This is a genomic window from Amycolatopsis sp. GA6-003 (assembly GCF_046267895.1).
Taxonomy (GTDB): domain Bacteria; phylum Actinomycetota; class Actinomycetes; order Mycobacteriales; family Pseudonocardiaceae; genus Amycolatopsis.
The window spans coordinates 2,378,760-2,401,968 of record NZ_CP176499.1 but is presented as its reverse complement, the minus strand read 5'-3'; the positions used below and the strand labels follow the sequence as shown (position 1 = coordinate 2,401,968).

General features: G+C 70.5%; 20 protein-coding genes and 1 pseudogene. 13 read left to right on the top strand and 8 right to left on the bottom strand.

The genetic code is table 11. From position 1 onward, the window contains the following. The first annotated feature begins 139 nt into the window (after positions 1-139). Positions 140-1,339 (top strand): sensor histidine kinase, encoded by a 1,200-nt coding sequence (locus tag F9C12_RS10305; protein WP_409465714.1) that lies wholly within the window; start codon positions 140-142, stop codon positions 1,337-1,339. After that, positions 1,336-1,983, top strand: a complete 648-nt coding sequence (locus F9C12_RS10300) for a response regulator (protein ID WP_409465713.1) — start codon at positions 1,336-1,338, stop codon at positions 1,981-1,983. Before F9C12_RS10305 ends, F9C12_RS10300 begins: the two co-directional genes overlap by 4 nt. On the opposite strand, the gene F9C12_RS10295 is transcribed toward F9C12_RS10300, so the two are convergent. Further along, entirely contained in the window at positions 1,967-3,646 is a 1,680-nt protein-coding gene (locus tag F9C12_RS10295; RefSeq protein WP_409465712.1) for a GGDEF domain-containing protein, read from the bottom strand. The genes F9C12_RS10300 and F9C12_RS10295 overlap by 17 nt on opposite strands. A 145-nt stretch (positions 3,647-3,791) precedes the next feature. Then, positions 3,792-4,898 carry a lycopene cyclase family protein gene (locus F9C12_RS10290; RefSeq protein WP_409465711.1) on the bottom strand — a complete coding sequence of 369 codons (1,107 nt, stop codon included), beginning with the start codon at positions 4,896-4,898 and terminating at the stop codon, positions 3,792-3,794. Positions 4,899-4,936: 38 nt separating this feature from the next. Here F9C12_RS10290 and F9C12_RS10285 point away from each other — a divergent pair, with 38 nt between their 5' ends. From F9C12_RS10285 to F9C12_RS10260, 6 genes and pseudogenes are all read left to right on the top strand, one after another. Next, positions 4,937-6,499 (top strand): deoxyguanosinetriphosphate triphosphohydrolase family protein, encoded by a 1,563-nt coding sequence (locus F9C12_RS10285; protein WP_409465710.1) that lies wholly within the window; start codon positions 4,937-4,939, stop codon positions 6,497-6,499. A gap of 41 nt (positions 6,500-6,540) precedes the next feature. Then, positions 6,541-7,032 (top strand): N-acetyltransferase family protein, encoded by a 492-nt coding sequence (locus tag F9C12_RS10280; RefSeq protein ID WP_409465709.1) that lies wholly within the window; start codon positions 6,541-6,543, stop codon positions 7,030-7,032. A 321-nt stretch (positions 7,033-7,353) separates the two neighbouring features. Continuing rightward, positions 7,354-10,158 (top strand): S8 family serine peptidase, encoded by a 2,805-nt coding sequence (locus tag F9C12_RS10275; RefSeq protein WP_409465708.1) that lies wholly within the window; start codon positions 7,354-7,356, stop codon positions 10,156-10,158. Positions 10,159-10,463: 305 nt separating this feature from the next. Next, positions 10,464-11,003 (top strand): annotated as a pseudogene (locus F9C12_RS10270) (ATP-binding cassette domain-containing protein); the annotation flags it as partial. A 216-nt stretch (positions 11,004-11,219) separates the two neighbouring features. Then, entirely contained in the window at positions 11,220-12,101 is an 882-nt protein-coding gene (locus F9C12_RS10265; protein ID WP_409466987.1) for an ATP-binding cassette domain-containing protein, read from the top strand. A gap of 179 nt (positions 12,102-12,280) precedes the next feature. Further along, on the top strand, positions 12,281-12,490 hold the full coding sequence (locus F9C12_RS10260; protein ID WP_003071237.1) for a helix-turn-helix domain-containing protein: 210 nt from the start codon (positions 12,281-12,283) through the stop codon (positions 12,488-12,490). On the opposite strand, the gene F9C12_RS10255 is transcribed toward F9C12_RS10260, so the two are convergent. Next, positions 12,477-13,787, bottom strand: a complete 1,311-nt coding sequence (locus F9C12_RS10255; protein WP_409187041.1) for a glycosyltransferase 87 family protein — start codon at positions 13,785-13,787, stop codon at positions 12,477-12,479. The two genes, F9C12_RS10260 and F9C12_RS10255, sit on opposite strands and share 14 nt — an antisense overlap. A 226-nt stretch (positions 13,788-14,013) precedes the next feature. Between F9C12_RS10255 and F9C12_RS10250 the strand changes: the two genes are divergently transcribed. Next, entirely contained in the window at positions 14,014-15,879 is a 1,866-nt protein-coding gene (locus F9C12_RS10250; protein WP_409465707.1) for an ABC transporter ATP-binding protein, read from the top strand. 54 nt (positions 15,880-15,933) lie between these two features. Here the strand turns inward: F9C12_RS10250 and F9C12_RS10245 are convergent, their stop codons facing one another. Continuing rightward, positions 15,934-16,662, bottom strand: a complete 729-nt coding sequence (locus tag F9C12_RS10245) for a sugar isomerase domain-containing protein (protein WP_409181758.1) — start codon at positions 16,660-16,662, stop codon at positions 15,934-15,936. Between the two features lie 81 nt (positions 16,663-16,743). On the opposite strand from F9C12_RS10245, the gene F9C12_RS10240 reads away from it, so the two are divergent. The 4 genes from F9C12_RS10240 to F9C12_RS10225 all read left to right on the top strand — a co-directional run bounded on the left by F9C12_RS10240 (position 16,744) and on the right by F9C12_RS10225 (position 20,721). Further along, a complete protein-coding gene (locus F9C12_RS10240) occupies positions 16,744-17,469 on the top strand; it encodes an alpha/beta hydrolase (protein WP_409466986.1) in 726 nt (241 codons plus the stop codon). 89 nt (positions 17,470-17,558) lie between these two features. After that, positions 17,559-18,821 carry a class I SAM-dependent methyltransferase gene (locus F9C12_RS10235; protein WP_409465706.1) on the top strand — a complete coding sequence of 421 codons (1,263 nt, stop codon included), beginning with the start codon at positions 17,559-17,561 and terminating at the stop codon, positions 18,819-18,821. Positions 18,822-18,926: 105 nt separating this feature from the next. Beyond that, complete coding sequence (locus tag F9C12_RS10230) at positions 18,927-20,120, top strand: LCP family protein (protein ID WP_409181756.1); 1,194 nt, start codon at positions 18,927-18,929, stop codon at positions 20,118-20,120. 76 nt (positions 20,121-20,196) lie between these two features. After that, the gene (locus F9C12_RS10225) at positions 20,197-20,721 is read left to right on the top strand and encodes a GNAT family N-acetyltransferase (protein ID WP_409465705.1); all 525 of its coding nucleotides are present in this window, start codon (positions 20,197-20,199) and stop codon (positions 20,719-20,721) included. Positions 20,722-20,828: 107 nt separating this feature from the next. On the opposite strand, the gene F9C12_RS10220 is transcribed toward F9C12_RS10225, so the two are convergent. From F9C12_RS10220 to F9C12_RS10205, 4 genes are all read right to left on the bottom strand, one after another. Next, positions 20,829-21,710 (bottom strand): GTP-binding protein, encoded by an 882-nt coding sequence (locus F9C12_RS10220; RefSeq protein ID WP_409465704.1) that lies wholly within the window; start codon positions 21,708-21,710, stop codon positions 20,829-20,831. Next, entirely contained in the window at positions 21,707-22,327 is a 621-nt protein-coding gene (locus F9C12_RS10215; protein WP_409465703.1) for an RNA polymerase sigma factor, read from the bottom strand. Before F9C12_RS10215 ends, F9C12_RS10220 begins: the two co-directional genes overlap by 4 nt. Next, positions 22,324-22,584 (bottom strand): hypothetical protein, encoded by a 261-nt coding sequence (locus F9C12_RS10210; protein ID WP_409181753.1) that lies wholly within the window; start codon positions 22,582-22,584, stop codon positions 22,324-22,326. The genes F9C12_RS10215 and F9C12_RS10210 overlap by 4 nt, the downstream gene beginning before the upstream one ends. 112 nt (positions 22,585-22,696) lie before the next feature. Then, entirely contained in the window at positions 22,697-23,155 is a 459-nt protein-coding gene (locus F9C12_RS10205) for a peroxiredoxin (RefSeq protein ID WP_409181752.1), read from the bottom strand. Positions 23,156-23,209 lie beyond the last annotated feature (54 nt).

Below are 23,209 nucleotides of genomic sequence, written 5' to 3'. Positions count from 1 at the left end.
GTGCGGCACCACATCGCGCGTGGACAACACGTCCGCGGCCGACGCCAGGCGGTATCGGCCAGCCGACTGCCGGAAACCCGGCGGCAGGGTCCCGCTCGGGAGGGAAGCGCCCGCCGGGGCCGCCTGTCAGGATTGGCGGGTGCGTTTCTTCCGTCCGCTGGTCAGCGGGGTCACCTATCGCCGATGGGTGTACTTGATCCTCGGCGCCGCGCTCAGCGTGCCGTATCTGCTGCTCGCGATGGTCGCGATGCCGTCGCTGGTGCCGTTCGCCACGACGATGGGCTGGGCGAGCCTCTCCGGGTTCGTCGTGATGCTCGTGGTGCTGGCCGCGACCGCGTTCCTGCCCGCGGTGCGGGTGCTGGAGGCGGCGGCGGTGCGGGAACTGCTCGCCCAGCCCGCGCCGGGGCGCGGACGAGTGCGGTGTGCGGCGATGTTCGTGCTGCACGTCGTCGCGGGCCTGTGCACCGGGCTGGCGACGCTCGCGGTGCCGGCCGGGTTCGGGTTCGCGATCAACGCGGTCTTCACCGGTCGGCTTGTCGACACGCCGGATTTCCGGCTGACGGTTCCGCGCGGCTGGGCTTCGGCGTGGCTGCCCGCGGCGTTCGTGCTGGCTTTCGTCGTGCTGATCTACGTCGTGTGGGGCGTCGGCGGAGTGCTGCGCCGCGCGGCGGCCCGGTTGCTCGGCTGGTCCGCCGCCGAACGGATCGCGCAGCTCGAACGCCGCACCGACCAGCTCGCCGAACGCACCCGGCTCGCGCGCGAACTCCACGATTCCGTCGGCCACGCGCTTTCCGTGGTCACGGTGCAAGCCGGGGCCGCGCGGCGGACCTTGCACAGCGATCCGGGTTTCACCGAGGAAGCGCTCACCGCGATCGAGGAATCCGCTCGCACCGCGCTCGACGACCTCGACCACGTGCTCGGCCTGCTCCGCGACGAAGCCCGCGACCGGACGCCGCACGCGGGCCTCGCCAACCTGCCCGCGTTGATCACCGTGACGCAGCAGTCCGGCACGGAGTGCCGTCTCGAAGTGGAGGGCGATCTCGCGAAAGTGCCCGCGGTGGTTTCCCGCGAGGTGTACCGGATCCTGCAGGAATGCCTCACCAACGCGGTGCGGTACGCGGGCCGGGCGCCGGTCACCGTCGCGTTGGCCGTCGCGGACGGACGGCTGCGGGCCGCGGTCGCGAACCCGCTCGGCTCGGTCCGGCCGTCGCGCGCCCGCGGCGGACGCGGGCTGCGGGGCATGGCGGAGCGGGCGGAGCTGGTGGGTGGCAAGCTGTCCGCGGGACCGGTCGGCGATAACTGGGAGGTCGTGGTGACGGTGCCGTGGGGGAACCGGTGAGCGTGCGGGTCCTGCTGGTGGACGACGAGCGGCTGATCCGGGCCGGGCTGCGCGCGATCGTGGACAGCGAACCGGACCTGACCGTGGTCGGCGAGGCGTCCGACGGCGCCGAGGTGCCCGGGCTGGTCGGCCAGCTGCGTCCGGACGTCGTGCTGATGGACGTGCGAATGCCCGCGGTGGACGGGATTCGCGCGACCGGCCACCTTATGTCCACTATGGACAACCCGCCGAAGGTGATCGTGGTGACCACCTTCGAAAACGACGACTACGTCTACGACGCGTTGCTCGCCGGGGCGAGCGGATTCCTGCTGAAACGCGCTCGCCCGGAGGAAATCGTCGCCGGGATCCGCACGGTGCTGGCGGGGGATTCGCTGCTGTTCCCGGCGGCGATCCGGAGCATGGCCGCGCGGCGTTCGCCCGCGCCTTCCGCAGCGCCGCTGGATTTCCTGACCGAGCGGGAGCGAGACGTGCTGCGGTTGATGGCGGCGGGTCTGTCCAATGGGGAGATTGCCGCGGAGTTGTTTCTCGGCCTGCAGACGGTGAAGACGCATGTGGGGAATGTGTTGTCGAAGCTGGGCGCGCGGGACCGGACGCAGGCGGTGATCCGGGCTTACGAGTCGGGGTTCGTCAGGCCGAGCGGCTGATCGCGACGTCCCGGCCGATGCCGCGCAGCACTTCGACGCGGTCGCTGCCCGGGCGGCTGAGGACCCAGCTCGAACCGGGGACCGCTTTGGCGCGTTTCTTCAGCGGGGCGAGGAGGCGGGAAGCGTCCCGATAGGACGGGATCGTGCCGCTGCCGCACACCAGCGTGGCCAGGGAGACGGTGACCGGCAGGCCCTCGGCGGACCACTGCGTGTCCAGCAAAGCCGCGGCGACCGTGCCGATTTCGTCCACGTCGCACACGATCAGGAAGTCGTCGCCGCCGACGTGGCTCACGCGCATCCTCGGCAGCCGCCGGGCGAGGTCGGTGAGGGTTTCGCCCAGCGCGCGGATCAGGTCGTCGCCCGCGGCGAAACCGGCGTTGTCGTTGACCGACTTGAACGCGTCGACGTCCAGCCACGCCGCCACGAACTGCTCGCCGCTCGCGATCCGGCGTTCGACGTCGCGCGCCGCCGCTTCGCTGCCCGGCAACCGGGTGAGCGGGCTGAGCGTGACCGCCTCCTCGACCTTCGCCTCGGCGACCCCGCGCACGACCTCGGTCACCAGAACCACGCCGAGACAGCGGCCGGTCGAGTCGACCACCACGACGTCGTCGCCGGTGCGGCCCCAGTCGGCGTCGGTGACCAGTTCGAGGAATTCCAGCGCGCTCGCGCCCGCCTCGATCAGGTGCGGTTTGTCCGCCAGCCGCGCCGCGGGCCGCTTCGCGTGCAGGGCGTGGCCGTACGGGCCGGTGATGGTCACGAGGAACCGCGTGCGGTCGACCGACCATTGTGGACGGTTGTCCGCGTCGACGCCGACCACGCCGCTCGGCGCGTCGGCGGCGGCGAGCACCTCGCGGACGTCGTCGCAGGTCGCGTCGACCGGCAAGGTCGTGGCCGGGCGCAGGAAATCGCCGACGCGCGGGGCTTGCGGCGGCGCGGGCGTGCGCCGGTCCTCCGGGAGGACCGCGCCGGAGGCGGACGCGGACCGGTGCGCGGCGGGCGGCGCGAGCAGGTTGCCCTGCGCGATCCGGACGCCGAGGGCCTGCGCCGCGTCGAGCTGCGACTCGGTTTCGATCCCGGTCGCGACCAGCCGGATGTTCGTGCGCGTCGTGTAGTGCAGCAGCGCCTCGACGATCGCCGTCGACGCCGGGTCGCCGGGCAGGCCGCGCAGCACGCTGCGGTCGATTTTCACCAGGTCCACCGGCGACTGCGCGAGCAGCGCCAGCGGCAGGTCGCCGCGGCCGAGCCCGTCGAGCGCGAGCCGGAAGCCCTGTTCGGTGAGCGCGCGCATGCCGTCGAGCAGGCGGCCGGTGGGCAGGTGCGTGAACGGCGGCCCGACCTCCAGCACGACGTCGCGGGTGCGGCGGCCGGCCGAGCCGAGCTCGGCGATCAGCTCGGCGAAGGACTCCAGCGGCGACGCGAGCGTGCGCGCGGAGACGTTGAGGTGCAGCGGGAGCGCGCTGGGCCGCTCGGCTTCCTGGCGCACCGCGGCGGCGGCCAGCCCCAGGTCGACCTCGGTGAGCCGGCCCGCGCGCCGGGCCTCGGCGAGCAGTTCGTGCGCCGTGCCCCGGCCCGGCCGGGCCAGTGCTTCGTACGCGACGACTCCACCGGTGTGCAAGCTGTACATCGGCTGGAAGGCGAATCGGACCGCACGCAGCGTCGTCACGGACGCGATACTGGCACCGTCGAAGGCGGCTGCGAAACCGTTGTCAGCTGATGTTCACCAGCGCGGCACTTTGGCCACCGGATCGGAGTAACAAAACGCTTTTCCCGTTCCCTCGATCGGGCACGGGAAAATTCCCGGCGCTCCCTCAGCCCAGCAGCCTCCGGCGGAGGCCCCCGGGCGCGGCGCGGAACAGGTTTGCCATGGTGGCGGCGGTGCCGGGCAGGTCGGCGCGGCCCGAGGTGAACGCTCGCTGCGCCGGGACCGGAAGAGCGAAGAACAGGTCGAAAAATTGCGCCGACTGAGCGGGTGACATTCCGCACAATGCACGGAGTCCGTGGCGGCGCAAGGCATGCACGGCACGGGCTTCGGGCGGCCACAATGCCTTCCGCGCCGCACTGGCGGCGGCCGGTGGACCCGCGTCGAACGAGTCCGCGAGAGCGTCCGCGACGCGAGGGGCGAGTTGCAGTGCGGTCGCGAGGCTGTAGCCGGTCGCCGGGTGCACGAGCGCGCCCGCGACCCCGAACGGCACCGCCTGTCCGCGCTTTGGCAGCGGCACGTCGAGCACGATCCGCACGCGTTCGACCCGGCCCGCGGGACGGATGCCCGCCGCTTTGAGCCGCGCGTGCAGCCGCTGGGCGAGTTCGGCCACCGGGAGCCCGGGCTTGCGGGCCAGGGAAGTCTCCTCGACCAGTACGGAGCCGTCGCCGAGCGGCAGCAGGTAGCGGAAGCTGCCGGTGCCGTCGCGCCAGTCCGTGAACACCGCGGTGTCGGCCGGGGCCAGCCGTTCGGCCTGGTCCGCGGGAAGCACGAGCCCGTACGCGGTCTGCTCGGCGCGTGGGGCGCGCAGCTTGGGCGCGCCGGACGCGTCGACGAACACCGCCGCGGCCAGCCGTCGACCGTCGGCGAGCAGGACCGTCGAACCGTGCGGACCGTGTTCCGCGCCGGTCACCTTGCCTGGGATGACCTGGACCTTCGGTTCAGTGAGCCACTCGCGCAGCCCGGCGTTGTCGAGCACCCGATACGCCCGGTCGATGCGGTGCTCGCGGGTCCCGTAGGCCAGCGTCGTGGCCGGAGCCGCGGCGATCGCCTTGTCCGGCAGCTCCGGCACTTCGTCCGCCCACAGTCCGTAAGTATTCGGCCACTTTCGGTGCGGATCCGGGTCGAGCACGGCCGTTTCCAGCCCTCGCCGGGCGCACGCGGCCGCCAGCGCCCGTCCGGCCGGGCCGCCGCCCGCCACCAGCACGTCGGTCATCCCGCAATCCTGCCGGACGGCCGGATACGGTGGGACACATGGACGAGACCGATCGCAGGGCAGCGCGCCGGGACCCGGCGAACGGGGCGGGCGGGTTCACCGACCTGGCGACCAGCCCGTTCCGCGTCGACCGCGACCGGATCACCGCGTCGCCGTTCTTCGCGCGGCTCGGCGGGGTCACCCAGGTGGTCAGCGCGGGTGGCGCCGGGCTGCTGCACAACCGGCTGACGCACAGCCTGAAGGTCGCGCAGGTCGCGCGCGGGATCGCGGAGCGGATCACCGGGTCGAGCGAGTCGGCCGAACTGGCCGCGAAACTCGGCGGCTGCGATCCGGACGCGTGCGAGGCCGCCGCGCTGGCGCACGACCTCGGGCATCCGCCGTTCGGGCATCTCGGCGAGCAGACCCTCGACCGGATCGCGCGGCACCGGTTCGGCCTCGCCGACGGGTTCGAGGGCAACGCGCAGTCGTTCCGCATCATCACGACGACGGACGTGCGCGGCCCGTCCTCGATCGGACTGGACCTGACGACCGCGGTCCGTGCCGCGGTCCTGAAGTACCCGTGGGCCCGCCTGCACTACCCGCAGCCGCATCCGACCGAGATGCCGTTGCCTCCGCGAGGCGCCGCCGAACCCGACGACGCTCCCGGCACCGGGGCGAGCAAGTTTTCCGCCTATGTCACGGAATTGGACGACTTCGCGCAGGCTCGGGCACCGTTCGCCGGGCGGATCGAGCAGTGGCAGCAGACGGTGGAAGCGTCCGTTATGGACACTGCCGACGACATCGCGTACGCGATCCACGACCTGCAGGACTTCCACCGCATCGGCGTCCTGCAGCACGCGCCCGTCGCCGCCGAACTGGGGGAGTGGCTGGCGCACGCCGTCGAACTGGCCTCTTTGGACGACGCCCGGCTGACCGCGGAAATCCGCCGCCCAGGCCGTTCCCTGGAGCGGATGCGCCGCCGGATGCACTTGAAGGACAGCTGGATCGTGGACGACGACGCGTTCGCCGCGGCCGTCGCGCGCGTCCAGCGAGAACTGGTCGACGGCCTGCTCGCCGACGGTTTCGACGGTTCGACCGAAGCCGAGCAAGCGACCGCCGCGTTCTCGGCGAACTGGATGGCGCGGCTGGTGGACGGGGTTTTCGTGCTGCCGTCGCCGCCGATCCGGTCCGGCCACGTCTCGCTGCGGCCCGCGCAGTGGCACGAGGTGCAGGTCCTGAAGTTCGTCCACCGGCGGTTCGTGCTGCTGCGCCCCGATCTCGCCCTGCACCAGCGCGGCCAGGCCAGCCTGGTCACGACGTTGGTCGACGCGCTGGACGCGTGGCTCCTGGACCGCGACGAGGCCTCCCGCCTGCCGCGGCGGTTGCACGACCTGATGGAACTGGCGCGCAGCGAGTACTCGGACCTCGCCCGGACCGCGCCGGAGCTGCTGGTGGGCGCGACGGGCGAACGGATCGAGGGCGCGGACGCGGTGCGCGGGCTGGCCCGGGGCCGGGCGGTGGTGGACTTCGTGGCTTCGCTGACGGACAAACAGGCGGTGACCCTGCTGGAGGCGTTGTCCGGACGGTCGAGCCAGCCTTGGTCGGATTCCTTTGTGCTGTAAATAGGTTGCGCTCCCGGTGGTCCGCTGAGCACGGTAGCCGGATGTCGTTGACGATCCGGGAAGCCGGCGCCGGCGATTGGCCGGGGATCTGGCCGATCGTCCGGGACGTGGTGACCGAGCAGCAGACGTTCCCTTACGACCCGGCCATGACCGAATCCGAAGCCCGGCGGCAGTGGCTGGTCCCGGCCCCGGCGCGGGTGGTGGTCGCGGCCGACGGAGACCGGGTGCTGGGCACGGCGAACATGTACGCCAACCGGCCTGGTCCGGGCAGTCATGTCGCTTCGGGGAGCCTGATGGTGTCCCGTTCCGCACGCGCTTCGGGCGTCGGGCGGGCTTTGGCGGTGGACTTGATCGCCTGGGCGCGGCGGTCGGGGTTCGCCGCGATTCAGTTCAACGCGGTGGTCGAGACCAATGTGCACGCGATCCGGTTGTACGAGAGCCTCGGGTTCGTGACGCTGGGGGTTGCGCCGGGGGCGTTTCGGCATCCGGTCGAGGGGCGGGTGGGGTTGCGCATCATGTGGCTGGAGCTGTGACTCGGTTCGGGAAGGCGCTCGGCTGCCGGGGCAGGCGATCGGCACGTATTGGCTCGGCCGCTTCGCACTGAAGCCGGAGCTGACTCGCGCAAGAGCGGAGGCAGGCTCCGCCGAACGGCCTACGACGTCCGGCGGGCTGCGGATATTGCCTGACCAACGTCACCCCAACGGCCGTTTTTCCCGGACAGAAGTGGGACATAGCTGGATCCAGCCGGTGATCACCGGCGTTGGGCAGCGTGAGTCGGGGCACGCGGTGCGGGATCGGAGGCGCACGTGCGTCGTACTCGTTCACCCAGGGCCTCGGCCAGAAGACGGACGGGCGTGGTCGCCGCGGCGGTGCTGGCCGCCGGGCTGGCGGCCCCGCCCCTCGCGGATGCCCAGGAGTCCACTGTGGACTCCACGGCGAACAGGCAGATCGCCGCTTTGCAAGCGGTGAAGTCGGGACAGACCGCGGAAGAGTCCAAAATAGACAGCAAATTGCTCGTCCAGGAGAAAATGCGCACGCGGAGCCTGAGTGCGGCCGCGTTGCCGGGAATCGCCAAAGTCGCCGACAAGGCGCTGGTGGACATCCGCGTCACGAAGGTCAGCGACGGGCTTGTCAACGACCTGCGCGCGGCCGGGGCCGAAGTGCGGGCGGTGTCGAGTGCGGTGGCGAGCATTCGGGCCGAGGTGCCGTTGGCGGCGCTGCCGGAGATCGCGAAGCGCGGCGACGTGAAGCACGTCGAGACCGCGGACCAGGCGATGACTGCGCGGCAGCGGGAAAACAAAGACGGCACGGAAACGAAACAGCACAAGGCCGACCGCATTGATCGGCAGCTCAAGGAAGCGCTCGCGGCCAAAACTCAGGTGGTCAGCGCGGGCGACCGGGCGCACAACGCGGACACCGCGCGCCAGCAGTTCGGCGTGACCGGCACCGGCGTGAAGGCGTGTGCGCTGTCCGACGGGGTCGATTCCCTGGAGGTTTCCCGCACCAAGGGCGAGCTTCCGGCGGTCGATGTCCTGACCGGGCAAGCGGGCAGCGGCGACGAGGGCACCGCGATGCTCGAGATCATCCACGACCTCGCCCCGAACGCGAAGCTCGGTTTCGCGACGGCCTTCACCTCGGACGCGAGTTTCGCCGACAACATCCGCAAGCTCCGGTTCGAAGCGCATTGCGACGTCATCGTCGACGACGTCATTTACTTCAAGGAATCCCCGTTCCAGGACTGGATCATCGCGCAAGCGGTGAACGACGTGACGGCCGACGGCGCGCTCTACTTTTCCTCCGCGGGCAACGAAGGCAACGTCGCGGACGGAACCGCGGCGCACTGGGAAGGCGATTTCGTCGATTCGGGCGTTCCGATCGGCAAATTCGCCGGCACCGCGCACAACTTCGCCGGTGCGGCCGGAAGACAGATCTTCGAGCCGGTCTCGGACGCGTCGTCGGCCAACATCCCGGTGACGCTGCACTGGTCGGACCCGATCGGCGCGGCCGCCGACGACTACGACCTCTACCTCCTCGACGCGCGCGGCAACGTCGTGAGCTTCAGCCAGGACGTCCAGAACGGCACCCAGGACCCGTACGAGCAGCTGGCCACCCCGTTCTTCGGCGGCACCGGGCTGCGGCTCGCCGTGGTGAAGTTCTCCGGGGCCAGCCGGTATCTCTCGCTGACCGCGTTCGGCAGCCGGTTCCGCGACTCCGCCGACGGGCTGAAGGCGTACTCGACGCCCGGCGCGGTGGTGGGCCACGCCGCGGCGCGCAAGGCGTTCGCGGTCGCCGCGGCGCCGGCCGAGGCGGCGTTCGGGCGGCCGCTCGAACCGGGCGACCCGGCGAACCCGGCCGGACCGTATCCGGCGGCGTATTCGGCTGCCAGCAAGGCGGAACGGTTCAGCTCGGACGGTCCGCGACGCGTGTTCTACGAGGCCAACGGAACGCCGATCACGCCGGGCGACGTGTCGTCGACCGGGGGAGAGGTCCGGCAGAAGCCGGAAATCACCGCGGCCGACGGCGTGCACACTTCGGTGAGCGGGTTCGACCCGTTCTTCGGCACCTCGGCGGCCGCACCGCACGCGGCCGCGATCGCGAGCCTCGTGCTGTCCGGCAACCCCGGACTGTCCTCTTCGGACATTCGCGAGGCATTTCTGAAGACCGCCGTGGACATCGAAGCACCGGGCACGGACAATCTCACCGGTGCCGGCGTGTTGTTGGCGGACAAGGTTTTGGCCTACACCGGAGCCAGCCCGCAGCCGTACGCGGAGGCGGGGCAGCCGACGGTCCGCGGACCCAACGGCGGCAGCACGCTCAACCCCGGCGACACCGCGACGGTCACGCTGCCGGTGAAAAACAACGGCGACGGCACTGCGGTGTCCACGAGCGTCGTGCTCACCTCTCCGACCCAGGGCGTCACGATCGAGCCGCGGGCGAAGTCGTACGGCACGATCAGCCCCGGGCAGACCGGAATCAACGACTTCACCGTCACGGTTCCGGCCAGCCAGCAGCTCGGCTCGCCGGTGGTGCTCACCGCGAAGGTGACTTTCGCGGGCTCGTACTCGCCGCGCACCAGCTCGTTCTCGCTGCCGGTCGGCACGCCGTCGCCGGTCTCGCAGGCGTTCGCCTACGCCGGTCCGGCGGTCGCGATCCCGGACAACTCGCCGCTCGGCGCGTCGGTTCCGCTCGTGGTGAGCGGCGTCGGTCCCGCGGCGAAGGTCTCGCTTTCGATTGACGGCACCGCCTGCACCACGGCGGAGAAGGCGACCACGGTCGGCATCGACCACACCTACGTCAACGACCTGGTCGGCACGCTGACCTCGCCGTCCGGCGCGACGGCGACGCTGTTCCAGCGGGGCGGCGGCAGCGGCAACAACCTGTGCCAGGTCGTGTTCGACGATTCCGCGACCAAGCTGTTCAGCTCGACCGGATCCGCGGACGCGCCGTTCACCGGCGCCTACCGGCCGGTCACGCGGCAGAGCCAGCCGGGCGTCTCGGCGGACGGCACGTGGACGTTGAAGGTCGTCGACACCACCGGCGGCGACACCGGTTCGATCCGCAGCGTTTCGCTGCATGTCAACGGGTACGTGGCTGCCGGGCGTCCGGCGGACGTGCACAAGACGGTGACCGCGGGGCCGGTGCGGCCTCAGCTCGCCTGAGGGGTACGGGGCCGTCGCAGCGCGCGGCGGCCCCGTATCGTTGTCCTGTTTGGACTGTTGCGCGCGTAAGGCGAACGCCCCGGGCCGGCCGCAGCGACCCCCGCCGCGGAGCTGGCGGTGCGGGATCCGGCAGCGGGACCCGAGTGAATCCGGACACGGCCGGGAAAACCGCTCGACGCCGACCCGTACACTGGATGCGTGGTCAACAGGGCATTGGTGCGGATCCAGAGAGAGTAGCCGCCCGCCCCGCATCGCACGCGGTGCCGGGGCGCTCCAGCACGTCCATCTGACCGCCCCCGTCTCCGGGAGTTCTCTTGATCACGGCCACTGGCCTTGAGCTGCGCGCCGGTTCGCGCATCCTGCTCAACGGCGCCACCCTCCGCATCCAGTCCGGCGACCGCATCGGCCTCGTCGGCCGCAACGGCGCGGGCAAGACCACCTCGCTGAAAGTCCTCGCGGGCGAGGGCGAACCGCACGCCGGCGACGTCCGGCGCAGCGGCGAACTCGGCTATCTGCCGCAGGACCCGCGCGAGGGCGACCTGTCGGTCACCGCGAAGGACCGCGTGCTGTCCGCGCGCGGCCTCGACACCCTGCTGCGCGACATGGAAAAGGCGCAGACCGCGATGTCCGAGCTGGTCGACGACAAGCAGCGGGACAAGGCGATCAACCGCTACGCGCGGCTCGAGGAGCGGTTCTCCTCGCTCGGCGGGTACGCCGCGGAGAGCGAGGCGGCGCGGATCTGCTCGAACCTCGGCCTCGCCGACCGCATCCTCTCCCAGACGCTCAGCACGCTGTCCGGCGGCCAGCGCCGCCGCGTCGAGCTGGCCCGGATCCTGTTCGCCGCCGCCGAGGCGGGAGCCGGCGGCAAATCCGAGACGATCCTGCTGCTGGACGAGCCGACCAACCACCTCGACGCCGATTCGATCAACTGGCTGCGCGGCTTCCTCAAGCAGCACGACGGCGGGCTCGTGGTGATCAGCCACGACGTCGAACTGCTCGGCGACGTCGTGAACAAGGTGTGGTTCCTCGACGCCACGCGCGGCGAGATCGACATCTACAACATGAGCTGGCAGCGCTACCTCGACGCGCGCGCCACCGACGAGAAGCGCCGCCGCCGCGAGCGCGCGAACGCCGAGAAGAAGGCGTCCGCGCTGCAGGCGCAGGCCGCGAAGCTCGGCGCGAAGGCGACCAAGGCCGTCGCGGCCAAGAACATGGCCCGGCGCGCGGAGCAGATGCTGTCCTCGCTCGACGAGACGCGCCAGGCGGACAAGGTCGCCCGGATCAAGTTCCCGGACCCGGCCCCGTGCGGGCGCACGCCGCTGACCGCCGACGGATTGTCCAAGTCGTACGGTTCGCTCGAGATCTTCACCGGCGTCGATCTGGCCATCGACCGCGGCTCGAAGGTCGTGGTGCTCGGATTGAACGGAGCCGGAAAGACGACATTGCTCCGGCTGCTCGGCGGAATGGAAACCCCGGACACCGGATCCGTCGAACCGGGTCACGGATTGCGGTTGGGCTATTACGCACAGGAACACGAAACGCTCGACCACGAAGCGTCGGTGTGGGAAAACATCCGCCATCTCGCGCCGGACACCGGCGCGCAGGAGCTGCGGAACCTGCTCGGCTCGTTCCTCTTCACCGGCGAACAGCTCGACCAGCCCGCCGGAACGCTGTCCGGCGGCGAGAAGACCCGGCTCGCGCTCGCTGGACTCGTGTCCAGCCAAGCCAATGTGCTGCTGCTGGACGAGCCGACGAACAACCTGGACCCGGCCAGCCGCGCCCAGGTTCTCGACGCGCTGCGCAGCTTCGCCGGCGCGGTCGTGCTGGTGACGCACGACCCGGGCGCGGTCGAGGCGCTCGAACCCGAACGCGTGATCCTGCTTCCGGACGGAACCGAGGACCACTGGTCGGCGGATTATCTCGAGCTTGTCCAGCTTGCCTGACCGAGTGCGTCCGTTCGGGTGCTTACCGTGTCGGCGAAAGCACTGGAATGGCCCAATGTGATCGCGGTTTCGATCGTTTTACGGCTGTCGTCTGGCAATCCGGCGCGTAGTGTTCGATCATTGCCCCGGCAGGGGCCGCGAATGGCCCGGAACAACCACTCGGCGGGAAGGCGATCGACGTGGCTGATCTCAAGAAAGGCGCGCGGATCACCGGCAACACGCGCGACAAGCTGGCCGCTGACCTGAAGAAGAAATACGAGAAGGGCTCGAGCATCCGGGCGCTGGCGGAATCCACCGGACGGTCCTACGGGTTCGTCCACCGGGTTCTGTCGGAGTCCGGGGTCCAGCTGCGGGGGCGCGGCGGGGCCACGCGGGTCAAGAAGAAGTAGCGTCAGCGCGGCCGCTGCGCGGGGGGCGCACGGTCGGTCCGGAGGCCCGGAAGGTCAGCGCGGCTCCGAGGAGTACCAGCGGGTACACGAGGTAGCCGTACCGGGTGGCCGGGGTAAGCAGGATCAACGCGCCGAGTCCGACGGCGGTTCGCGTCAGTGCAGCGGATCCCGTCGCGGGGGGCCGGCGCGCCAGCCAGAGCAGCATCGCCGCCGCCGCGACGCCCACCAGCACCAGGGAAACCACGGTGCCTGCCGGTCCGGTCTGGGCGATCAGGTGCCCGGGAAGCGGGCTCGCCGCGGGGGAGCGGACCGCGCCCATGCCGAGCGGGAAGCGGATTACGTGCTCGGTGAACGCCGCCGGGTTCGCCAGGTACACCGGCAGATGCAGCGCGATCGTCGCCGCGGCCAGCGCGGCCGCGAAGCGACCTGTTGCCGCCCAAGGATTTTCGCCGCGAGCGCGCCGGTAAACGAATACCGCGAGCACCGCGGCCGCCGGCGCGACGATGAGTTTCGCGCTGATCACCAGCGCCAGCACGAACCCGGTCCATCCGGGACGCCCGGTCGCGGCGAGCGCGAACGTCAGCACGAGCAGGCCCACGATCGCGAGGTCCGGACCGGCCACCGCCCAGGTCAGCGCGGTGAGCGGGCACGCGATCGCGAGCTGTGCGGCGAAAACCGGAATGCGAGGCCGGTTCAGCAACCGCCAGGACGCGTACGCGCAGAGCACCGCGGCGAGCGCGAACATCCAGCGCGCGTCGGTCAGTGCATTGAGGACCGGAGTGCCGCCGAACACCGCGCGCGGCAGCCCGAAAACGGTCATCACCGGGCCGTACGGCGTGTAGTCGTTCACCTCCGGTGCGCGGCCGAGCGCGGCGAAGTCGACGTACGGGGTTCCGTTCCGCAGCAAGAGATCCGCGCTGCGTTCGATCACCCACACCTCGGGCTGCGCGGCCCAGGAGAACGGGGTGATCAGCCAGTCCGTTCCGGTCAGCCGGCGGATTACCAGCATCAGCAACGGCGCGCACATCGCGAGCACGACAACCGCGCCGATACCGATCCAGCGCGACCCGAATTTGCCGTTAGTTTGCATTCCGCGGCGCGCGGAAATCGTCAGCCAGGCGCTGTGCGCGGCCGCCAATCCGTATCCGGCGACCGCGAAATCGCCCCAGATCCGGTAGCCGTAGAACTCCGAAGCGAGCGCGGTGCCGAGCGCGAAGGCGAAGCAGCCGAGATAAAAGACGAGATCCCACGCGGCGACCCGCACCGGATGGGCCGCCTCGCCGCGCGCAGGGGCCATCAGCAGTTGCACCCGCGTTTCCTCCCCGGTTCGCCGACCCCGAAACGCCAGGCTACCGAGGCGGGCCGCGCCGCCCGTGCCCCGGCCCGGTCGCGGCGTCCCCGGGGAGAACCGGCCCCGGTTCCCGGGGTCGGGAAGAATGCCGCTCGCCCCGGTGTTGTGCTGGGCATCTCCGGAAAAAAGTTCAACTAAACTAGAGGTTTTTCACGAGCTGGGGGACACTCCAATGGACAACACCTGGGCGCTGCTGAGCTCCGCGATGCGGGCGGGCGACGCGCCGAAAGCGCTGACCAGGGGCACCGTCCGCCGGGTCGCGCGGTTCGCCCGGCCGCACTGGAAGCGGCTGCTGGCCTTCCTGGTGCTCACCGTGATCTCGGCGGTGCTGGCGGTGACGACGCCGGTGCTCGCGGGCAAGGTGGTCGACGCGATCGTCGGCGGGCACGAGCTGGACGTGGTGATCTGGCTGTCGGTGGTGATCGCGGCGCTGGCGATCCTCGACGCCGGGTTCGGCCTCGCCGAACGCTGGCAGTCGGCGCGGATCGGCGAAGGCATCATCTACGACCTGCGCGTGGCGGTGTTCGAGCACGTGCAGAAGCTGCCCATCGCGTTCTTCACCCGAACCCGCACCGGTGCGCTGGTCAGCAGGCTCAACAACGACGTGATCGGCGCGCAGCGCACGTTCACCGCGACTTTGTCCGGTTTGGTCACCAACATGATCCAGCTGGCGCTGTCGCTGGTGGTGATGATGTCGCTCTCCTGGCAGGTGACGCTCGTCGCGCTGGTCCTGTTGCCGATTTTCGTCCTGCCCGCCCGGCGGCTCGGCCGGCGCATGGCCGGGCTGCAGCGCGAGGCCGCGCAGCTCAACGCCGGGATGACCACGCAGATGACCGAACGCTTCTCCGCGCCGGGGGCCACGCTGGTGAAGCTCTTCGGCCGGCCGCGCCAGGAGGTCGCCGACTTCGGCCTCCGCGCCGGGCGGGTGCGCGACATCGGCGTGCGCACCGCGATGCTGACGCGCTGGTTCATGACCAGCCTGACGCTCGTGTCCGCGCTGGCGCAGGCGCTGGTCTACGGCCTCGGCGGCTACCTGGCGCTCACCGGGAAGCTCGAACCGGGCACTGTGGTGGCGCTGGCGCTGCTGCTGACCCGGCTGTACACGCCGCTGACCGCGCTCGCGAACGTGCGCGTGGACGTGATGACCGCGCTGGTGTCGTTCGAGCGGGTCTTCGAGGTGCTCGACCTGGAGCCGATGATCAAGGAGCCGGCCGAGCCGAAGAAGCTGCCCGAGGGCGGGGTTTCGGTCGAGTTCTCGGACGTGCGGTTCGGGTACCCGGCGGCGGACAAGTTCTCGCTCGCCTCGCTGGAGGACGTGGCCACTTTGGACACCCGGGGCGGCGACGAGGTGCTGCACGGCATCAGCTTCCGCGCGGAAGCCGGGCACATGGTCGCGCTGGTCGGTTCGTCCGGGGCGGGCAAGTCGACGATCGCGTCGCTGCTGCCGCGGCTGTACGACGCGGACGCCGGTTCGGTCCGGCTGTCCGATGTGGACGTCAAGGACCTGAGTTTCGCTTCGCTGCGCGAAACCGTCGGCGTGGTGACCCAGGACGGGCACCTGTTCCACGACACGATCCGGGCCAACCTGAGCTACGCGCGTCCGGGCGTCACGGACGACGAGATCTGGGCCGCGCTGGAGAAGGCGCGGCTGGGCGATCTGGTGCATTCGCTGCCGGACGGACTGGACACGACCGTCGGCGAGCGCGGCTACCGGCTCTCCGGCGGCGAACGGCAGCGGCTCACCATCGCCCGGTTGCTGCTGGCGCAGCCGAAGGTCGTGGTGCTGGACGAGGCGACCGCCCACCTGGATTCGGAATCCGAGGCCGCGGTGGGCGAAGCGCTCACCGGCGCGCTGGAAGGCCGGACGTCGCTGGTGATCGCGCACCGGCTGTCGACCGTGCGGGCGGCGGATCTGATCCTCGTGGTGGAAAACGGGAACATCGTGGAACGCGGCACGCACGAGGAGCTGCTGGCGCTCGAGGGGCGGTACGCGGAGCTGTACCACACGCAGTTTTCGGAGGAGCCTGCGGCGGCGTAGGGGGCTCGTGAGTGTTGATCACGGTTCTAACCGTGATCAACACTCACGACGTCGTCAGCGCAGGGCAGGCACCCGCGGCTCGTACTTGGCCAGCAGCGCCGCGTTCGCCGCGTCGCCACCCTCCACATTGGAGCTGCGCCACAGCGGAACGTCGAGGCCCTCGGCGGTTCCCCGGTCGTAAACCTCGGCCAGAATCAGATTCCACAGGAACGCATTGACCACAGTGGACAGCGGCCCGGTGCGCGGCGCGGACGCCGGATAGCTGGCGTCGCCGGGAATCACCAGCGAATCCAGCACCACAGTGCCTTCTTCGACGAGCGTCGTGGCGGACCGCCGCGGTGCCGCGGCCACGCAAGCCCGCGAGGTCACGGCAATCACCGCGGCACCCCGGCGGCGCGCGCCGGCGGCCAGTTCGACCGGGTACGGATTCACGCCAGAGGTGGAAAAGACGACCAGCACGTCGTCCGGTCCCGGCGCGCGTTCGGCCAGCACCTCCTCGGCGAGGCCGGAGCGGCGCTCGGTGCGCGTGCTCTTCTGCGCGCCGTGCAGCGGCAGCAGTTCCGGGTGGTACAGCGGATACACGCAGGCGAGCCCGCCCGCGCGGTAGAACGTCTCGGCGACCGCCGCGAGCGAATGCCCGGCGCCGGCGGTGAAGACCAGCGCGTCGGCCCGGATCACCCCCAGCAGCAGATCGGCGGCGGCGGACACCTGCGCGGCGTTGGCCTCCGCGGCCGCCGCAAGCTGGTCCGAAGTGCTCTTCACGAGATCCGTGGCGCTCACCACACCTGCCCTTCCTCGCGGGTCCGGGCACCGAATCTATCGGGTGGACACGCTTCGTGGTGGATTACCGTGGAGTTGATCGGAATGGGGGTGCCGGTGAACGGGAAACGGCAAGGCGGCCAGGCGGATCCGGCCGTGCGGGTGTGGCGGGCCCCCGGGCAGACCCGCGCGGTGGCGCTCGTGTTGCACGGCGGGGCCGAACGCAGCACGGCGGTCGTCCAGCCGTGGCGGCTGGCGTATCAGCGGATGGTGCCGCTGGCCCGCTCGCTGCACCGCGCCGGACGGCGGCACGGTCTCGAAGTCCGGCTGATGCGCAACCGGCTGTACGGCTGGAACGGGCGGATGGAAAGCCCGGTGCCGGACGCGCGCTGGGCCCTGGAACGAATTCGCGCCGACCATCCCGGGCTGCCGGTGGTCCTCGTCGGCCACTCGATGGGCGGCCGGGTCGCGCTGCGCGTCGCCGACGATCCGGCGGTGACCGGCGTGTGCGCGCTGGCCCCGTGGACGCCCCGTGGCGAGCCGGTGGACGCCGTGGCGGGCCGCGCGGTGCTGATCGCGCACGGCACCCGCGACCGGATGACCTCGCCCGCCGAGTCCTACGCGTTCGCCGCGCGCGCCCGCGAGGTCACCGACCTGGTGGCGCGGTTCGAGATCGCCGGGGAAGGCCATTCGATGCTGCGCCGTCCCGCGGTCTGGACCCGGCTGATGTGTGCTTTCACACTGGACCGGATCGGAGTGGGCGAGACGGACGAGACTCTTCGGCAGGCCTGGTCCCGCCCTTCCGGCGACCGGCTGCGCATCCCGGGGTAACCGGAGGACGCGGCCCGGTCGCGAAGGCACCCGGGACGAAGCGGGAATATCATGGGGAAGGGCTCGCAAGCCCGTTCGGAGGGAGTGTCTTGTCCACGTCACGAGTCGATCCGGCAGCGGTCTCAGCGGCCTCGCAGCCGGTGCCCGACGAATCCCGATGGCCCGGCCTCGCCACGCCGCCGCATTCGCCGCTGCGGGCTCGCGCGGCCGAGGCACTGTTCCGGCACGCGGTGAAGTCGCTGGCCGTGCGGGTCGCGTTCCCGGACGGCACGGTGCTCGGCGCGGGCGGCCCGGACGCGCCGGAAATGCGCATCCACCGGCCGGCGGCGTTCTTCCACCGGCTCGGAGCCGACGCGAAGATCGGCTTCGGCGAGGCGTACCTGGTCGGCGACTGGACCGCGGAAGACCTGGCCGGCGTGCTGACGCCGTTCGCCGAGCGGCTGGCCACGCTCGTGCCGCCGTTCCTGCAGCGGTTCCGCCGGTTCGCCGAGCGGATGCAGCCGTCCGAGGAAGAGAACACGATCGAGGGCGCGCGGTCGAACATCCACCGGCACTACGACCTGTCGAACGACCTGTTCAGCGCGTTCCTGGACGAGTCGATGATGTACTCCTCGGCGCTGTTCGGACCGGGGGACACGCTCACCCAGGCGCAGCACCGCAAGCTCGACAGCGTGCTCGACTACGCGGGCGTGCGCGAAGGCAGCGAGGTGCTGGAAATCGGTACCGGATGGGGTGAACTGTCCATCCGGGCGGCCTCGCGCGGCGCGAAGGTCACGTCGCTGACCATCTCGCAGGAGCAGAAGGTGCTCGCCGACGCGCGGATCGCCGAGGCGGGCTTCTCCGACCGCGTCGACGTGCGGCTGTGCGACTACCGCGAGGCCACCGGCGAGTACGACTCGGTGGTCAGCGTGGAGATGATCGAGGCGGTCGGCGCGTCCTACTGGCCCACGTTCTTCTCCACGATCGGCAAGCGGCTGCGCCCGGGCGGGCGGTTCGGCCTGCAGGCGATCACCATGGACCACGACCGGATGCTGGCCTCGGCCAAGTCCTACACGTGGATCCACAAGTACGTCTTCCCCGGCGGCATCATCCCGTCGGTGCAGGCGATCGAGGACGGGATGCGCGAGAACACCCGGCTGAAGCTGGCCGGGATGCGCGAGTTCGGCCAGGACTACGCCCGCACCCTCAAGCTGTGGCGGGAGCGGTTCCAGCAGCGCTGGGACGACATCCGCGGCTTCGGGTTCGACGACGTGTTCCGCCGGATGTGGGAGTTCTACCTGGCCTACTCCGAGGCCGGGTTCCGGTCCGGGCATCTGAAGGTCCACCAGTTCGGGTTCGCCGACCCGCGCTGAGCCCGGCTCTCCCCGCCGGGACAACCCGCGTAGGGTCCCGCACGTCCACCGCAGGAGGACCGCGCGGGACCGCGCGGCCGCACACCGGATCGGGGAGACAGGCCCATGACGTACGGAGGCGACGACGGCAGGCGGCGGATGCCGCCCCGGCCACCGCAGCCCCCCGCACGCCCGCGCCAGCAGCAGCGGGCGCAGATGCTGCCGCTGCCGGGGAGAGGGCAGAGCCCGTATGACGCCCGCACCCGGCCGATGGGCGCCCGCGGCGAGGCCCCGGCCCCGCCGCCCGCGCCGCCGCGGCAGGACCCGCCGGAATACGGCGGCAGGCAGCCGCGTCCGCGCCGTCGCCGCCGGTGGAGCGTCGGCAAGGTCCTGATGACGCTGCTGATCGTGTTCGTGCTGTTCGTCGGCGCGATCTGGGCGTACCTGGAGTTCAGCATCAACCGGGTGGACGCGATCGGCGACTACTCCGGGCGCCCGGCCGCGGCGTCGGGCACGAACTGGCTGATCGTCGGGTCGGACAGCCGCCAGGGCCTGACCGCGGAGGACGAGGAGCGGCTGGCCACCGGCGACACCGGCGAAGCGGGCGGGCAGCGCACCGACACGATCATGATCGCGCACCTTCCGGACAATTCGACGAAGCCGACGCTGCTCAGCCTGCCGCGCGACTCGCAGGTGAAGATCCCCGGCCACGGCACGAGCAAAATCAACGCCGCGTTCGCGCTCGGCGGGCCGAAACTGCTGGTCCAGACGGTCGAACAGGCCACCGGCCTGCGCATGGACCACTACGCGGAGATCGGCTTCGGCGGCTTCGCGAAGATCGTCGACGCGATCGGCGGGGTCGACATGTGCATCGACAAGGACATGAACGACACGATGACCGGCATCGAGATCAAGGCGGGCTGCCAGCAGCTCGACGGCCGGCAGGCGCTCGGATTCGTCCGGATGCGGCACAGCGACGCGACGCCGCGCTCGGACCTCGACCGGGTGGCGAACCAGCGCAAGTTCATCGGCGCGCTGGTGAGCCAGGTGGCGAGCCCCGGGACCCTGCTGAACCCGTTCGACTTCTTCCCGCTGCTGGGCTCCGCGCCGGACGCGCTGACCATGGACACCGGCGACCACGTGCACAACCTGGCCGGCCTGGCGATCGCGATGCGCGGAATCTCGTCCGACGGGGTCACGACCACGACGGTGCCGCTCACCGACGCTTCGGCGCAGCACTGGGACAAGAAGAAGTCGGGCCAGCTGTTCGACGCGCTGAAGAACGACACCGAGGTGCCTCCGGACGTCGTGGTGAACTGAGGTTTCTGTCGAGGGACGGCGGCGGCTCGCGGAAATTCGGGAGCCTGCCGCCGTTTCTGCTGTCAAGATGGCGCGCATGGAAACTCTCACCGACGGCGTGATCACCCTCGTCCGCTGGCGCCCGGAACACCGGGACGCACAGGTGGCGGCTGTGGTGGGATCCCTGGACCACCTGGCCGCCTGGATGCCCTGGGCGATCGACGGTTACGACCAGGCCAAGGGAGAGGAGTTCCTGGCGCGCGCGGTTTCGCAGTGGGAGAGCGGCGAGGAATACAACTACGCGATCTTCTCGCCGGACGGCGAACTGGCGGGCAGCTGCGGCCTGATGCTGCGCGGGGACGGGTGGGAGATCGGGTACTGGCTCGCTCAGAGCCAAACGGGCAAGGGGTTTGCGACGCGGGCTAGCGCGTTGCTGGTGGAGTTGGCTTGGAAACTGGACGCTCCGCATGTGGTGATCAAGCACGATTCGGAGAATGTGCGCAGCGGCGCGGTCCCGGCTCGGCTGGGGTTTTCGAAGGTGGGGGAGGAGAAGGCGGAAGGGGTGATTCCGTCGGCTTGCAGCGGGGTGAATGTGGTGTGGCGGCTCGACCGGCCCGCGTGAGGCTGGTGATGTCGCGGGTTTGGACGCCCCAATGGGGCATTGGGTGCGTCAGATGCGCCCAATGCCACATTGGGGTTTGAGCGGGATTTGTTGAATCGCCGCCGCGGTCAGGCCAGAATCCGGTCGGCAACCAGACGCAATTCTTCTGGCAGGCTTTGCCCTGGCGAACAATGCAGCCGTACCGCTTCGTCGACCAGAGCGACCAGCACGCTCTTCACTGACTCAGCGGAGCGCGCGTCGCACCGCTTGACCGGCACGTTCTGGTCGACCACCAGCGCACGGCGGACGTCCTTGATTTTGTGGCGGCCGATGCCATCTCGATCGTTGACGGCCACGACATAAGGGATGCGGCGGTTTTCCAGATAGTCGATGTGTGCGAACGCGTCGGCCAGCCGGGCGGTGTCGGCCAGCACTATGCCGCCCAGCGCGTTCACGGCGAGGTTGTCGTATTCGGCGGGGTGCTGGAACGGATCGGGCATGCTGCACAGATAGAGGGACAAATCGGCGGCCAGCGCCAATTCGCCCAGAATGGCCGGACGCCATTCCGGGTTGCCGGTGCCGTCGGACGGCGCGGCCGCGGTGTGCGTCACCGCGGAGGAAATGGAGGTCACAAAGGTCGACTTGCCCGCCCCGGCCCCGCCTGCTACGACAATTTTGGCGTGCACCGGCGGCTTGCCCGCGGAGTGCGGTTCGGGGCTTCGCCGCGCCACGAGTTTCAGTGCTGGCCGAATCGTGCTTTGCCCCAGCCCGCGGTGCGGAGCCGTGGGCCCGGGCTGGTCCGGCAATGCGCTGATCTTGGCCGCGGCGGAAGAGTCGCCGATGTCGTCGTGCGCTTTCCGGGCGGATTCGACGAGCTGGGCGAGCTGCCCCGACGACTTCGAAGCCAGTCGCGCGCGCAGTCGTGCCGCACTGACCCGCAAGTGTTCCGGTCGGCGTGGCACCGGTCGGTAGCCGGCGCGGATCAACTGCTCGATGATGTCGTCGTTCATGGCCGTACCCCCGAGCCCTGGTGCTTCGCGCGTTCCGGCCGGGCTGTTCCGGCGTAGTCGTCGAGCCGCCCGTTCGCGCGGATCACCTTGCCTGCCTTGGCCAGGAGCCGCCGGAGCTGGCTCCGGTGGACCCCCATGACTGCGGCGGCTTCGTCCTGTGAAAGCTGGTCGACGACGACGAGAACGAGCGCTCGCCGCATGCTCTCGTCCAGCGGCGCCTCCGCCGCCGCGCGGGCCAAGTCGACCCGTTGCTCCACCGACTCGTACGGGCTGGACCACCGTTGAAGGAGCAGGTGGGCGTCCGAAGGCTCGACGAGAACACAGTGCTGCCTTCGCCGTTCCGCACGCCAGTAGTCGGCCACTTTCCTGCTTGCGATGCCGAAAAGCAGACGGCGGAAGTCGGACGGCGGACATCCCTTGACGTCGACGTACGCGCCGAATGCTTCGAAGGTCTCCCAGTACACCGCTTCGGCGTCGTGCACGTCGGAGACGCGCCGCCGGATGAAGCTGTGCAGCCTGTCCTGCACCTCGTCGAGCGCGAGGACCATGGCCAGCGGGTCCCGGCCGCCGTATCCGGGCGGCGATTCGCTCTCGGTCGCGTTGGCCGGGCCGGTCACCGCGCAGTGTCTTTCGGGATGTCCTTCGCGATGACGGTCATCGACCACCTGGCCCCGTCCGGCTCGTGCGACTGGACTTTGGCGTTCGCGCCCGCCCTCGCCGCTGTCGCCACCAGGCCGATCATGGTGTCGCCGCGGTGGCGGGCGCGCGCCGAGGCGATTCTGGCCCGCAACGCGGAGTCGGCGAGCCGGACGAGCCCGGGACGGCGGACCACCACCCATTCCTCGCCGGATCCTTGCTCCCCCTGCTTGGTCATCTCCGGTCTCCTTCGCGCTCGAACCTCACGACCTCTACATCGCTCGCGCCGGCGTCGCCGGGTCGCCGTCCGAGGGATTTTTCGAGACCGATTTCGCGGGAAGGAGTGCCGGTCAGGCGTCCGCGCGCTCCCGAAGCACCTTCAACGCCCGATCCGCGTGCGCCGTGAAGTTCAGCTCGCTCTTGATCACGTCCAGCACCCGTCGGTCCTTCCCGATCACGAACGTCTGCCGTTTCGTGTGCAGGGGCAGGATTTTGCGCCAGACGCCGAACTGCTTCGCCACCGTACCGTCCACATCGGACAGCAGCGGGTAGTCGAACCCGTGCTTGGCGGAGAATTCGCGCTGTTTGCCGACGGAGTCCGGGCTGATGCCGACGCGTTGCGCGCCCGCCTCGGCGAATTCCGCGGCCAGGTCCCGGAAGTGGCAGCTTTCCGCGGTGCAGCCGGACGTCATCGCGGCGGGGTAGAAGAAGAGCACGACCGGGCCGTCGGCGAGGAGGGCCGACAGGGTGCGTTCGACGCCCTGGTCGTCGGGGAGGGTGAAATCGGGGGCGAGGTCGCCGGGCTGCATCGCGGAGGGGTCCTTCCAGAAAGGTCGTCGTGCCCGGGGAGTTCGGAGCCGGGC

Bases quoted from the DNA above. Each gene is read 5' to 3' on its own strand.
- F9C12_RS10290 (WP_409465711.1), bottom strand. From the start codon at position 4,898: ATGACCGACGTGCTGGTGGCGGGCGGCGGCCCGGCCGGACGGGCGCTG.
- F9C12_RS10285 (WP_409465710.1), top strand. From the start codon at position 4,937: ATGGACGAGACCGATCGCAGGGCAGCGCGCCGGGACCCGGCGAACGGG.
- F9C12_RS10280 (WP_409465709.1), top strand. From the start codon at position 6,541: ATGTCGTTGACGATCCGGGAAGCCGGCGCCGGCGATTGGCCGGGGATC.
- F9C12_RS10265 (WP_409466987.1), top strand. From the start codon at position 11,220: ATGAGCTGGCAGCGCTACCTCGACGCGCGCGCCACCGACGAGAAGCGC.
- F9C12_RS10255 (WP_409187041.1), bottom strand. From the start codon at position 13,787: ATGGCCCCTGCGCGCGGCGAGGCGGCCCATCCGGTGCGGGTCGCCGCG.
- F9C12_RS10250 (WP_409465707.1), top strand. From the start codon at position 14,014: ATGGACAACACCTGGGCGCTGCTGAGCTCCGCGATGCGGGCGGGCGAC.
- F9C12_RS10240 (WP_409466986.1), top strand. From the start codon at position 16,744: ATGGGGGTGCCGGTGAACGGGAAACGGCAAGGCGGCCAGGCGGATCCG.
- F9C12_RS10230 (WP_409181756.1), top strand. From the start codon at position 18,927: ATGACGTACGGAGGCGACGACGGCAGGCGGCGGATGCCGCCCCGGCCA.
- F9C12_RS10225 (WP_409465705.1), top strand. From the start codon at position 20,197: ATGGAAACTCTCACCGACGGCGTGATCACCCTCGTCCGCTGGCGCCCG.
- F9C12_RS10220 (WP_409465704.1), bottom strand. From the start codon at position 21,710: ATGAACGACGACATCATCGAGCAGTTGATCCGCGCCGGCTACCGACCG.
- F9C12_RS10210 (WP_409181753.1), bottom strand. From the start codon at position 22,584: ATGACCAAGCAGGGGGAGCAAGGATCCGGCGAGGAATGGGTGGTGGTC.
- F9C12_RS10205 (WP_409181752.1), bottom strand. From the start codon at position 23,155: ATGCAGCCCGGCGACCTCGCCCCCGATTTCACCCTCCCCGACGACCAG.